Below are 12,985 nucleotides of genomic sequence, written 5' to 3' on the forward strand. Positions count from 1 at the left end.
GCCGCGTGCGTGCACCACGCGCTCTGGGATGCGTTCGCGGTCGAAGCGTTGCAGTTTCTGGATCAGTTGCACATCTTGCAGCAGCACCGGGCCATTGGCACCGGCGGTTTGGGAGTTCTGGTTATCACCGACGTTGGCCCCGTTATCGCGGGTCAGGTTGGCGGCTTGTACGGAGAGGGAAAGCAGGCTGGCGGTCACCAGTGCCAGCGCGTGGCGCGCCGACACGGGCCTGCGGCTGATTGGGGTATTCATCGAGGTTTCCTCTGGTTTTTTTAATGCACATTCAGTTGTGCTTGCCAGAGGCTAGTGACCTGCGAGTCAGAAGATAAATAGAAAAACACCACAGGCCCGATTAAGAAAAAAATCTGGTAACCCGCTGAAATAGCGGCTAATTCGCGCGCGACTAGTGGCACTTTGCAAACTATTTGCGATTTGATGTGTCGATAAAAACCGACAGTGTTAACAGTTGTTTCGAGCAAGCGCCGTTCGACTGAATTACACTGACCTCCACCCTCCTCAACTGTAACAAGGAATAACCTATGGGCGTGATCAGTGAGTTCAAGGCCTTCGCGGTCAAAGGTAATGTGGTCGACATGGCCGTCGGTATCATCATCGGTGCTGCCTTCGGCAAGATTGTTTCCTCATTTGTAGGCGACGTGATAATGCCTCCCATCGGCCTGCTGATCGGTGGCGTGGACTTTGCCGATCTGGCCGTCACGCTCAAGGCAGCACAGGGTGATGTACCCGCTGTTGTCCTGGCCTACGGCAAGTTCATCCAGAGCATCATCGACTTTATAATCGTCGCGTTTGCAATCTTCATGGGTGTGAAGGCGATCAACCGTCTGAAGCGCGAAGAAGCCGTGGCCCCAAGCTTGCCGCCGACGCCAAGCAAAGAAGAAGTGCTGCTGGGCGAGATCCGCGATCTGCTCAAGGCACAGAACAACAAGCCGCTTTAACCTGCGGATGCAAAAAAGGCGCCTCGCAAGGCGCCTTTTTTCTACCAATAATTTTCTACCGCCACCTGGCCAGGTCGTCGGCTCAGGCTCAGTTGCATGTCCCGCTGCTTGAGCAACTGGCGCGTGTCATCGACCATCTGCGGGTTGCCGCAAATCAGTACACGCGAATCCTGTGCCGTCAGCCCCACGCCGGCAGCCCGCTCCAATTCGCCATTTTCGATCAAGGCCGTAATACGCCCATTCAACGCGCCCGGATGATGCTCGCGGGTGACGATGGGAATGTAGGTGAGTTTGTGGGCATACTCGGCCAAGTACTCGCGCTCACCCAGAGTGTCGATCAGCGACTGGTAGGCCAGTTCCTTGGCTTCCCGGGCGCTGTACACCAGGATGATGCGCTCGAATTTTTCCCACACTTCGAAGTCCTGCAGGATCGACAGGAACGGCGCGACGCCCGTTCCGGTTCCCAGCAACCACAAGTCACGCCCGTCGATAAAGCGGTTGAGGGTCAGAAACCCGGTGGCCTGGCGCTCGACCAGCAAGGTATCGCCCACCTTCAGGCGGCTCAGTTCACTGGTGAACTCACCACCGGGGACCACGATGGAAAAGAAATCCAGATGCTCGTCAAACGGCGAAGACACGATGGAATAGGCACGCCAGACGGTGCTGCCATCCGCCTTGGTAACGCCCAGGCGCACGAACTGGCCGGCGGTAAAACGAAAACCGGCATCGCGGGTGGTGCGCAGGGTGAACAGGCTGGGGGTCAGCGATTGCACATCGAGCAGGGTCTGGCGGGTAAATTTCTCAGCACTGGCCGTCATGGGGGGCTCCGTTTTGCACAGGCCGTTAGTGTCCCTCAAAACAGACCGCGCAAACACTGATGATTGGTACTGGCTTTGCCGTCACTCAAGGTTCACGCGGCTGGCCTGCGCGTTTTTCAACCAAGTCCAGGGGTAAACCATGGGTTCACCACTAGCACTAACTATTTGGCTATTAACGCGCCCCGAATACCTCCCGAGATGAAACGGCACGTACAGCGACATCATTTTGATACTACTTTCAAGATATTAATAATATTGAAAAAAAGTAACTTGCCAAGCGCCCTTATACAAAACTTCAAGCCTTGTACAAAACCCGCCAACTAAACAAACCCTGGAAGTAAAATATTTTTCAAGCTCAGTTGTAGGACTTACCCTACACTTGTTTTCGAGCTGCAATGGGGGATCAGGACGTACCCAGGTCACATATACACGCATGGAGAGTCACCGATGGTCAATTGGCATAATGCCCGGCTGCCCAAGCTGGACGGCGAGAGTGAAATCACCAGTGTGTTTGAGATGGTGATAAACCACACTTATGAACTAGGTTTCGAATATTGCTCCTTTACCATGAGTTCCCAATCACAAAGCACTCAAACAAAACCCATTTTGTTTAATAACTATCCAAATGAATGGCTTAGTATTTATAAACAAGCGCACTTCTTCGATGTAGACCCCGTTGTAACCCACTGTAAAACCTCGGTACTGCCTATTCTCTGGGAACAAAAAACCTTTGCCAACACCCCCAAGCTGTGGGAATTGGCCCAGTCATGCGGGGTGCATTTAGGCTGGACCCAAGCCGTGCATGACTTCCAGGGTGTATTCAGCATGCTGACCCTGGTTCGCAGCAAGGGCGAGGTCAGCCCTGAAGAGCTTTACGAAAAAGCCGGCCAGGTGTTGTGGCTTTGCCATGCGATGCATGCGGTCGTCGCGCAGAAGTACGCCGACGCCCCCGACATCAAAGCGCCCAGCAAATTGACTGCCCGGGAAACAGAAATCCTCAAGTGGTCGGCGATGGGCAAGACCGCCTCGGAGATTGCCGCGATTCTTTGCCTGTCCGAGCGCACCGTGGGGTTTCATATCAGCAGTACCTTCAAGAAACTGGGCGTGCATAACAAGATCCAGGCGGTGCTGCGCGCCGCTAAAGCCGGGCTGTTTTAGCCCACGTAAAACACCGCATGTCATCGCGTTGAAAAAAACGTAACATTTACGGCCAATTCTGAGTGTTGAGGGTGCGCTTTCCACGGTGGCCCCGCCGTTCACTCAGACGGTCCGTCGATTACCCAGAGCCTCGCCCCGCCATGCCCCTGCTTGACAGCCCTTTCGCCCAGCTCGACCTGATTCGTCAGCCAGAGCAACACAATGATCCGCTGCAAGCCTTCGATGCCGCCGACGAATACCTGCTCAGCCACCTCGCCGCGCAACAGCCCACTGCCGCCACCCGCGTGCTGGTGCTCAATGACAGCTTCGGCGCCCTGGCAGCCAGCCTTCAAGGCCAGGTGCAAGTGACCTCCAGCGGTGACTCGTTCCTCGCCGCTCAGGGCCTGGAGAAAAACCTGGTGCGCAACGGCAAGCCCTTTGATGCCGTGCCCTTCATACCGGCCAGCCAGCTCGCGACCGGGCCGTTCGATCGCGTGTTGATCCGCGTGCCGAAAACCCTGGCGTTGCTGGAAGAACAACTGATCCGCCTGCAAGGGCAACTGGCGCCCGGCGCCGAGGTGATCGCAGGTGCAATGATCAAGCATTTGCCACGGGCTGCGGGCGAATTGCTGGAGCGTTACATCGGGCCCATGCACGCCTCATTGGCGGTCAAAAAGGCGCGGTTGCTGATTGCCAGCGTCGAGCCGCGCCCTGCCGCGGTCTCGCCCTACCCGACCCGCTATACCCTGGATGCGCCGGTCATCGAGTTGTGTAACCACGCCAACGTCTTTTGCCGCGAAGGCCTGGACATCGGCACCCGTGCCTTCCTGCCGCACCTGCCAAAAAACCTGGGCAGTGCCCGCGTGGCAGACCTGGGCTGCGGCAACGGCGTACTGGCGATTGCCAACGCCCTGCAGAACCCCGACGCGCACTACACCTTGGTGGATGAGTCGTATATGGCAGTGCAATCGGCCGCCGAAAACTGGCAAGCCGCCTTGGGAGAGCGGGACGTCAGCGTACGTGCCGACGATGGCCTGGCCGGCCAGGAGGCGCAATCGCTGGAAGTGGTGTTGTGCAACCCACCGTTCCACCAACAACAAGTGGTGGGCGACTTCCTCGCCTGGCGCATGTTCCAGCAGGCACGCGAAGCGCTGGTGGTCGGTGGCGCCTTGTACATCGTCGGGAATCGTCACCTGGGCTATCACAGCAAGCTGGCGCGGTTGTTCCGTGGTGTCGAGCAAGTAGCGGCCACGCCCAAGTTCGTCATCCTCAAGGCGCGTAAATAAAAAAGCCCTGCTTTTCGATCAAGAAAAGCAGGGCTTTTTCGTAGGAGCGAGCTTGCTCGCGAAAAACTCACAGACGCCGCGTTTATTCAGGAAGCACGCGTTATCGTTGACGTTTTTCGCGAGCAAGCTCGCTCCTACAGTGTCAATGCGTGCTCAGGCCTGCCGCATTCATGAACATGCGCATCAGGCTGGCCACCACGAACAGGGCCAGCACGCTGCCGGTCCAGATCATCGCCAGCCACCCCAGGCGCCGCCACAACGGCTGCTTCTCGGCCTGTTCAATCTCATGCAACGAAGGTTTTGACATGTTTCAACCCTCCTAGTGATAGCCGTCTTCGTGGGTGACCTTGCCGCGGAACACGTAGTAGCTCCAGAAGGTATAGCCCAGGATAAACGGGATGATGAACAGCGTGCCCACCAGCATGAAGCCCTGGCTTTGCGGCGGCGCGGCGGCATCCCAGATCGACACGGACGGCGGGATGATGTTCGGCCACAGGCTGATCCCCAAGCCACTGTAGCCGAGGAAAATCAGCACCAGCGTCAACAGGAACGGCGTGTAGTGCGCATTACGTGCCACGGCGCGGATCAGCCCGTACATGGTGACCAGCACCAGGATCGGCACCGGCAGGAACCAGAACAGGTTCGGCAAGGTGAACCAGCGCGACGCGATTTCCGGGTGGGTCAGCGGCGTCCAGATGCTGACGATGCCGATCACCGCCAACACCACAAACGCCAAAGGCCGCGCCAGATTGTGCATCTGCTCCTGCAACTTGCCTTCGGTCTTCATGATCAGCCAGGTGCAGCCGAGCAAGGCATACGCCACGATCAGCGCCACGCCGCAGAACATCGTGAAGGGTGTGAGCCAGTCCAGTGAGCCGCCGGCGAACTGGCGATCCACCACCGGAATACCGTCGATAAAGGCGCCCAACGCCACCCCCTGGAAGAAGGTCGCCGCCAGCGAGCCGCCAATAAACGCCTTGTCCCACAGGTGACGCTTGTGGTCCTTGGCCTTGAAGCGGAACTCAAAGGCCACGCCGCGGAAGATCAGGCCGATCAGCATCAGGATCAGCGGCAGGTACAGCGCCGACAACACCACCGAATAGGCCAGCGGGAACGCGCCGAACAATGCCGCGCCCCCGAGTACCAGCCAGGTTTCGTTGCCGTCCCATACGGGCGCCACGGTGTTCATCATCACATCACGGTCGACTTTGCCCGGAACAAACGGGAAAAGAATGCCGATCCCCAGGTCGAAGCCGTCCATGACCACGTACATCATGATGCCGAAGATGATGATCACGGCCCAGATCAGCGGAAGATCAATACCCATCTCAATTCCCCTTGTGCTGGATGTGGTCGTGGTCGTTATCACTGCCATCGTCGGCAGCAGACAACGGACGCGCGGGGGTGCGTTTCTGGCCGGGGCCACCGTGGGCGGGCTCGGTACTGTCGTGGGTCACGGGGCCTTTGCGCACCAGGCGCATCATGTAGCCCAGGCCCGCGCCGAACAGCGCGAAGTACACCACCACGAACAACACCAGGGTAATGGTCATCTGCGTCAGGCTATGCCCGGAGGAGGCATCCGCCGTGCGCATCAACCCGTAGACCACCCAGGGCTGGCGGCCGATTTCGGTGGTGAACCAACCGGCAAGAATCGCAATCAGCCCAGACGGGCCCATCCACAGCGCCAGGTACAGGAACGGTTTGGACGTGTACATCTTGTCGCCCCGGCGCAGCCACAGGCTGAACAAACCGGTGAAGATCATCAGGAACCCCAGGCCGACCATGACCCGGAACGACCAGAACACAACGGTCGAGTTGGGGCGGTCTTCAGGTGGGAACTCTTTGAGCGCCGGCACCTGCTTGTCCAGGGAGTGAGTCAGGATCAGGCTGCCCAGGTACGGAATCTCGACCGCGTATTTGGTTTTCTCGGCTTGCATGTCCGGCCAGCCAAACAAAATCAGCGGCGTGGGCTCGTTGCCGATATTTTCCCAGTGGCCTTCAATCGCGGCGATCTTGGCCGGCTGATGCTTGAGGGTATTGAGGCCGTGGAAGTCGCCGATCACTGCCTGGATGGGTGCAACGATCAGGGCCATCCACATCGCCATCGAGAGCATTTTGCGTATGGCCGGGTTGTCCTTGCCGCGCAGTAAATGCCAGGCGGCCGACGAGCCGACGAAGAACGCCGTGGCAACGAAAGCAGCCGTGGCCATGTGCATCAGGCGGTAGGGGAACGACGGGTTGAAGATCACCGCCAGCCAGTCGGTCGGTATTACGCGGCCATCGATGATTTCAAAGCCCTGGGGCGTCTGCATCCAGCTGTTAGAGGCAAGAATCCAGAACGTGGAGATCAACGTACCCACGGCCACCATCACCGTGGCGAAGAAGTGCAGCTTGCGCCCCACCTTGTTCCAGCCGAACAACATCACGCCCAGGAAACCGGCCTCGAGGAAGAAGGCCGTGAGCACTTCGTACGTCAGCAACGGCCCGGTGACGGCGCCGGCGAAGTCCGAGAAGCGGCTCCAGTTGGTACCGAACTGGTAGGCCATGACCAGGCCCGATACCACCCCCATGCCGAAGTTGACGGCAAAGATCTTCGACCAGAAGTGGTAGAGGTCACGGTAGGTGTCGTTGTGGGTCTTGAGCCACAAGCCCTCCAGCACCGCAAGGTAACTGGCCAGGCCGATGGTGATCGCCGGGAACAGGATGTGGAATGAGATGGTGAACGCGAATTGAATTCGGGCGAGATCTAGCGCCTCCAAACCGAACATAAGTCTTCCTCTGTCAGGTAATACCGGCTGCTGGCTGGGAGCCTGCACCCACTGCCCCCACGGATATGGAGTGTGGCGAATTTCAATTCGTTTCTTTTATTACCCATCGCGTGGGGAATCTGGCCTTGCGGCCGCCAGAACAATCCCGGGGCAGGTTTTGATCTGGATCAAGCATCGTTGAAAGAGTAGTCCCATTTTTGCTGTAGGACTGTGTGGTCTTTTGCCGCGTGACAGCTTGCCTCAGCCCTGTTCTTGCAACTATTTGTTACAGCTTGATGCTAATCTCGCCATTCCCCCGCTCCTGACCTGAATTTCCGATGCCCAGTGAACCTGCGTTGCTGCTACGTCACCACCGTCCTTTCATCGCGTTCTGGCTGGCGCGGATCTTTACCGCCAGCGGCTTCCAGATGCTCACCGTGGCAATCGGCTGGAACCTCTACCAACTGACCGGCAACGTGCTGGACCTGGGCCTGGTTGGCCTGGTGGAATTCGTGCCGCGCGTGCTGTTCATGCTGCACACCGGGCACGTGGCTGATCGCTATGAACGCCGCCGGGTCGCTGCCATCTGCCAGACCTTGCAGGCGCTGATCGCCTTGTCCCTGGCCATCGGCGGCCTGACCGGCAACGTGACCCGCGAGATGATCTTCATCCTCGCCTTCCTGCTCGGCGCTGCGCGCTCATTTGAAATGCCCACCACCCAGGCACTGTTGCCGAGCATCGTGCCCAGCGCGCTGTTCCCCCGCGCTGTGGCCGCCTCGCAATCGGCCCAGCAACTGGCGACCATCGTCGCACCGGCCGTGGGCGGTTTGCTCTATGCGTTTGGCAGCGTGTGGGTGTACGGCCCAACCGTGGCGCTGTACCTGATTGCCTGCGTGCTGACCCTGAACCTGCCCGCCCGCCAGACGCCGCTCAACAAAGCCAAGGCCACCCTGGACTCGCTGCTGGCCGGCATACGCTTTATCCGCAGCCGCCCGGACATTCTCGGCGCCATCTCCCTGGACCTGTTTGCCGTGCTGCTGGGCGGCGCTACAGCGCTGTTACCGGTGTTCGCCAAGGACATCCTGCTGACAGGTGCCTGGGGCCTGGGCCTGCTGCGGTCGGCCCCGGCTGTGGGCGCATTGCTGATGTCACTGTGGCTGGCGCGCTTTTCGGTGGACCGCCAGGTGGGCCGCGTGATGTTCACCGCCGTCGGCGTGTTCGGGGTGGCAACCATCGCCTTCGGCCTGTCGACTTCGTTCTGGTTTTCACTGGCGGTGCTGGTGGTACTGGGCGCGGCAGACATGATCAGCATGGTGATCCGTGCATCGTTCGTGCAGTTGGAAACGCCAGATGAAATGCGCGGGCGAGTGAGTGCGGTCAATGGCCTGTTTATCGGTGCGTCCAATCAATTGGGCGAATTCGAATCCGGGATTACCGCCCACTGGTTTGGCACCGTGCCTGCGGTGGTGATGGGCGGGGTTGGCACCCTGGTGGTGACCGGGGTGTGGATCAAGCTGTTCCCGACCCTGGCCAACCGGGATCGCATGCATGTGCCGGTGGAAGAAACCAAGCCATAGGCTTCACCGCCATACCCTGTGGGAGCCGGGCTTGCCCGCGATAGCGGTGTATCAGGCAACTTTCTGGTGGCTGATACACCGCTATCGCAGGCAAGCCAGCTCCCACACTGGAACTTCATTGGTCTGACGGTTTGGGCTATAGCACCTTATCCAAGGTAATCGGAAACTCCCGAACCCGCTTGCCGGTGGCATGGTAAACCGCATTCGCCACCGCCGCCGCTACCCCGACAATGCCGATTTCCCCCACGCCCTTGGACCCGAGCGCATTGACGATCTCGTCGTGCTCTTCGACAAACAGCACGTCAATCTCGCCAATATCGGCGTTCACCGGGATGTGGTACTCGGCCAGGCTGTGGTTCATGTAACGCCCCAGCTCATGGTCGACCTGGGTCTCTTCATGCAGGGCCATGCCAATGCCCCACACCACGCCGCCAAGGATCTGGCTGCGGGCCATCTTGGGGTTGACCACGCGCCCCGCGGCAATGGCGCTGACCACACGGCTGACCTTGATGGTGCCCAGGTCTTCATCAACCCGCACCTCGACAAACACCGCCGAATGGGTCGCGCAGGCATAGCCCTGGCGCTTCTTGTCCGGCTCGCTGTCAACCTGTGCTTGCAGCACCTCCTCACCGCTGTCCTTGACCAGTTGCGCCAACGAAACACTCACATCACCGGCATGCAGTTGGCCCTCTTCAAACCGCACGGCTTCGGCGTCCTTGAACACCGGGTATGTCTGCCGGGCGACCTGGAGCAACTTGGCATTCAGCGCTTCACAGGCTTGCTGCACCGCCGTACCCACCGAGGACACGGTAAACGAGCCGCCCTGCAACGGCGCCGTGGGCAACGACGAATCGCCCAGCACAAAACGCACGTCGGCCATGGCCACGCCGCTGGCCTGGGAGGCGATCTGGGTCATCACCGTGTAGGTGCCAGTGCCAATGTCGGTGGTGGCGCTGCTGACGGTGAGCTTGCCCTGCGCGTCGAGGCGCGCCTTGGCGCTGGCTTTCATCTGCATGGCCTCCCACACGCCGCCGGCCATGCCCCAGCCGATCAGTTGGCGGCCGTCACGCATGCTACGCGGTTCCGGGTTGCGTTGGTGCCAGCCGAAGCGTTCGGCGCCTTCGCTGTAGCACTCGCGCAGGGCCTTGCTCGACCAGGGTTTGTCTTCGTTCTGGTTACGTTCGGCGTAGTTGATCAGGCGCAATTGCACCGGGTCGATGGCCAGGGCACACGCCAGTTCGTCCATGGCGCACTCCAGGCCGAGCACGCCTAGTGCGGCGCCGGGGGCACGCATGTCCAGCGGGGTAAACACATCCAACGGCGCCAACTTGTACGTCAGTTGCACGTTGTCGCAGTGATAGAGCATGCCGCTCCACTCCACCACGTGCTCGCTGAAATCCTCAAAGCGCGACGTCTGGCCAATCGCGGTATGCCCCAACGCCAGCAAGCGACCATTGGCGGCGGCGCCCATCTGCAAACGCTGCAAGGTGCGCGGGCGATAGCCGAAGGTAAACATCTGCTGGCGCGTCAGGGTGACGCGCACCGAGCGTTTGAGCGCCATGGCCGCCATCACCGCGAGCGGCAATTGGTATTGCGGGCGCAGGCCCGAACCGAAGGCGCCACCGACGAAAGCGGCGAAGATGCGCACCTGGCGCTTGTCCAAGCCGAAGACTTTTTGCACATAGGCCTGGCAGTTCTGCGGGCCCTGGGTCTTGTCGTGGATATGCAGAGTGCCATCGGACTGATACAGCACGGTGCTGGCGTGGGGTTCCATCGGGTTGTGATGCTCGATGGGCGTGCTGTAGTGCAGGTCCAGACTGATTGCGGCACCGGCCCATTCAGCCTCGAAGTTGCCTCGCGGTTCGGGTGGGGTCTGGGGCGACGGGTGCGCCGCCGCTTGCTGGGTGAGCAGGTCGGTTTCGAAGGTTTCGGGCGCGTAGTCGATCTGCACCAGCGAGCCGGCGTGCCGCGCCAGTTCGAGGTTATCGGCAATCACCAGGGCCAGGGGCTGGCCGCTGTAGAGCACGCGGTCGTTATACAGCGGACGAAAAGGCGAGCCATCGGCCGCATCGGCATCGGCGAACGCCTCGTCATAGCTGGCGATTTTCGGCCGGTTGAGGTGATGGATCACGTCCACTACACCGGGCAAGGCCAACGCCTTGGACGCATCGATGCTCAGCACCCGGCCTTTGGCGATAGTGCTCGACACCACGCTGCCATGCAGCAGGCCGTCCTCGGGAAACTCACCGGCATAGCGCGCTTGGCCGGTGACCTTGAGCAGACCGTCGACGCGGTCCAGGGGTTTGCCGATGGCGCTCATGGCTGTTCTCCTGCGACGGCGGCGTCGCTCAGGGCACGAATGATTGCTCGCCGCGCCAGCTTGACCTTGAAGCCGTTGTGTTCCAACGGTTCGGCGTCTTGCAGCAGGGCGTCGGCGGCGGCGCTGAAGGTTTCGCGGCTGACCGTGCGGCCAATCAGCAAGGCTTCCACTGCGCGGTCACGCCAAGGTTTATGCGCCACACCGCCCAAGGCCAGGCGGGCGTCGATGATTTCATCGCCGTCCAGTTCCAAGGCGGCGGCCACCGAAACCAAGGCAAAGGCATAGGAGGCACGGTCACGGATCTTCAGGTAATGGCTGTGGCGGGCCAGGTGATCGGCGGGCAGCTCAATGGCCGTGATCAGCTCATCGTCGGCCAATTGGTTGTCACGTTGCGGCGCATCGCCTGGCAAGCGATGGAAGTCGGCGAACTCGATCACCCGCGCACCGCCACGTCCCTCTACATGCACCCGCGCCGCAAGCGCCGCCAGGGCCACGCACATGTCCGATGGATGGGTGGCCACGCACTGTTCACTGGCGCCGAGGATCGCATGGATACGGTTCAAACCGTTGCGCGCCGGGCAGCCGCTGCCGGGCTGGCGCTTGTTGCACGGCACCGCGGCGTCGTAGAAGTAATAGCAACGGGTGCGCTGCAACAGGTTGCCCCCGGTACTGGCCATGTTGCGTAACTGCGGGGACGCCCCGGCGAGGATGGCCTGGGACAGCAACGGGTAACGCTGCTCAATGAGTGGGTGCCAGGCCAGGTCGGCGTTGCTCACCAGCGCACCGATACGCAGGCCACCCTCGGCGGTCTCTTGAATGTCGTGCAGCGGCAAGCCGGTGATGTCGATCAGGTGCTCGGGATGGCTGATGTTTTCCTTCATCAGGTCCAGCAGGTTGGTGCCACCGGCGATAAAGCGCGAGGCGGCGCTGCTCATCTGAACGGCCTGCTGCACATCGGTCGGCCTGCTGTAGTGGAAGGGATTCATGACTCACCTCCCTGGCGACGGCAGGCCGGCAGCGCGTCTTCGATGGCATCGCGGATGTTGTTGTAGGCGCCGCAGCGGCACAGGTTGCCGCTCATCAATTCCTGGATCTGCGCACGGTCGTGGGCGCGGCCTTCATTGGCCAGGCCCACGGCAGAACAGATCTGCCCGGGGGTGCAATAGCCGCACTGGAAAGCGTCGTGCTGGATAAAGGCCTGTTGCATGGGATGCAGTTGGTCGCCGTCGGCCAGGCCTTCGACGGTGGTCAATTCGGCGCCGTCGCACATCACGGCCAGGGTCAGGCAGGCATTCACGCGTTTGCCGTCACGCAACACGGTGCAGGCGCCGCACTGGCCGTGGTCGCAGCCTTTTTTGCTGCCCACCAGGTCCAACTGTTCACGCAGCAAGTCCAGCAAGGTGGTCCAGGGCAACACGTTCAGTTGGCGATCCTGGCCGTTGAGTGTCAGGCGTATCGGGTGGGCGACGAACGGCTGGGCCGCCGCGCCATTGGGGGTCGCGCTCATAAACACCTCACGGGTTGGTGTACGTCCGCGGCGTTCAGAAAAATCGCCGTCTTAGGGGTACGACTTCCCGGGGTTTTGAGCGTTCAAGATGATTGATCAGCGGATATTGAGCTGGGCTTTCAGGGTGTTTTGCGGCGGGTTGATCGAGGTATTGGTGAATTCGAACCAGCCCTGGGCCTGGACGTTCAGGTCGAACACATAGATGTAGCCCATCAAGGTGCCCACGCCGTTGCACGCCTCACTGATGTTGCCGACCTGGCACACCGCTGTGCGTTGCCCATTCAACTCTGCGCCGTTGAAGCGGCCCATGGGGCTGTTGCCCAGGCCCACTTCCATCACCGAGACCTGGGTGGGCCCGCGGTGCTCGCACATCTGGGTGGTGTTGACCCGCTCCGGGATCGCTTCGCTGCAGTTGGCCGATTCCACCTTGAACACCCGCACCTCGCTCAAGGCCGGTGCAGCCGCGCCCCATGCCGGTGCCGCGCCCAGCCACAGGCTGATACTGGCGATCAGAGCTAGACTCCACGGGTTGGCTTTTTTCATGCTGGCAATGACCCGGTATTGAACGTCGGCGCAGTATGCCTCAAGCCCATGCGCCACACAGCCTCGGCTGCTGGTATGATGCGCCGCTTTTTCC

General features: G+C 60.5%; 13 protein-coding genes. 4 read left to right on the forward strand and 9 right to left on the reverse strand.

Going from position 1 to position 12,985, the window contains the following annotated elements:
- Positions 1 to 252, reverse strand: a 252-nt coding sequence (locus APH41_RS06280) for a catalase (protein WP_156359033.1), incomplete at its 3' end; no start/stop codon positions are given.
- Positions 253 to 539: 287 nt separating this feature from the next.
- Between APH41_RS06280 and mscL the strand changes: the two genes are divergently transcribed.
- Entirely contained in the window at positions 540 to 956 is a 417-nt protein-coding gene (gene mscL / locus APH41_RS06285) for a large-conductance mechanosensitive channel protein MscL (protein WP_014720019.1), read from the forward strand.
- Positions 957 to 997: 41 nt separating this feature from the next.
- On the opposite strand, the gene APH41_RS06290 is transcribed toward mscL, so the two are convergent.
- A complete protein-coding gene (locus APH41_RS06290) occupies positions 998 to 1,774 on the reverse strand; it encodes a ferredoxin--NADP reductase (protein WP_054918046.1) in 777 nt (258 codons plus the stop codon).
- A gap of 447 nt (positions 1,775 to 2,221) precedes the next feature.
- Between APH41_RS06290 and APH41_RS06295 the strand changes: the two genes are divergently transcribed.
- Complete coding sequence (locus APH41_RS06295; RefSeq protein ID WP_034126948.1) at positions 2,222 to 2,932, forward strand: LuxR family transcriptional regulator; 711 nt, start codon at positions 2,222 to 2,224, stop codon at positions 2,930 to 2,932.
- A 140-nt stretch (positions 2,933 to 3,072) separates the two neighbouring features.
- Entirely contained in the window at positions 3,073 to 4,197 is a 1,125-nt protein-coding gene (locus APH41_RS06300) for a class I SAM-dependent methyltransferase (RefSeq protein ID WP_054918048.1), read from the forward strand.
- Positions 4,198 to 4,339: 142 nt separating this feature from the next.
- Here the strand turns inward: APH41_RS06300 and APH41_RS27940 are convergent, their stop codons facing one another.
- The 3 genes from APH41_RS27940 to APH41_RS06310 are packed head-to-tail and all read right to left on the reverse strand — an operon-like array spanning position 4,340 to position 6,965.
- Entirely contained in the window at positions 4,340 to 4,504 is a 165-nt protein-coding gene (locus APH41_RS27940) for a DUF2474 domain-containing protein (protein WP_003194328.1), read from the reverse strand.
- A 12-nt stretch (positions 4,505 to 4,516) separates the two neighbouring features.
- Positions 4,517 to 5,524 carry a cytochrome d ubiquinol oxidase subunit II gene (gene cydB / locus APH41_RS06305; RefSeq protein WP_034126946.1) on the reverse strand — a complete coding sequence of 336 codons (1,008 nt, stop codon included), beginning with the start codon at positions 5,522 to 5,524 and terminating at the stop codon, positions 4,517 to 4,519.
- 1 nt (position 5,525) lies between these two features.
- Positions 5,526 to 6,965 (reverse strand): cytochrome ubiquinol oxidase subunit I, encoded by a 1,440-nt coding sequence (locus APH41_RS06310; RefSeq protein WP_019818027.1) that lies wholly within the window; start codon positions 6,963 to 6,965, stop codon positions 5,526 to 5,528.
- A 317-nt stretch (positions 6,966 to 7,282) separates the two neighbouring features.
- Here APH41_RS06310 and APH41_RS06315 point away from each other — a divergent pair, with 317 nt between their 5' ends.
- Entirely contained in the window at positions 7,283 to 8,521 is a 1,239-nt protein-coding gene (locus APH41_RS06315; RefSeq protein WP_032895226.1) for an MFS transporter, read from the forward strand.
- 136 nt (positions 8,522 to 8,657) lie between these two features.
- Here the strand turns inward: APH41_RS06315 and APH41_RS06320 are convergent, their stop codons facing one another.
- The 4 genes from APH41_RS06320 to APH41_RS06335 all read right to left on the reverse strand — a co-directional run bounded on the left by APH41_RS06320 (position 8,658) and on the right by APH41_RS06335 (position 12,891).
- Positions 8,658 to 10,841 (reverse strand): xanthine dehydrogenase family protein molybdopterin-binding subunit, encoded by a 2,184-nt coding sequence (locus tag APH41_RS06320; RefSeq protein WP_054918051.1) that lies wholly within the window; start codon positions 10,839 to 10,841, stop codon positions 8,658 to 8,660.
- Positions 10,838 to 11,827 (reverse strand): xanthine dehydrogenase family protein subunit M, encoded by a 990-nt coding sequence (locus APH41_RS06325; RefSeq protein ID WP_020301733.1) that lies wholly within the window; start codon positions 11,825 to 11,827, stop codon positions 10,838 to 10,840. Before APH41_RS06325 ends, APH41_RS06320 begins: the two co-directional genes overlap by 4 nt.
- On the reverse strand, positions 11,824 to 12,348 hold the full coding sequence (locus APH41_RS06330; protein WP_054896161.1) for a (2Fe-2S)-binding protein: 525 nt from the start codon (positions 12,346 to 12,348) through the stop codon (positions 11,824 to 11,826). Before APH41_RS06330 ends, APH41_RS06325 begins: the two co-directional genes overlap by 4 nt.
- Before the next feature lie 96 nt (positions 12,349 to 12,444).
- Positions 12,445 to 12,891 (reverse strand): DUF4879 domain-containing protein, encoded by a 447-nt coding sequence (locus tag APH41_RS06335; protein WP_034127050.1) that lies wholly within the window; start codon positions 12,889 to 12,891, stop codon positions 12,445 to 12,447.
- Positions 12,892 to 12,985 lie beyond the last annotated feature (94 nt).

The organism is Pseudomonas sp. NBRC 111138 (genome assembly GCF_001320835.1).
Lineage (GTDB): Bacteria > Pseudomonadota > Gammaproteobacteria > Pseudomonadales > Pseudomonadaceae > Aquipseudomonas > Aquipseudomonas paracarnis.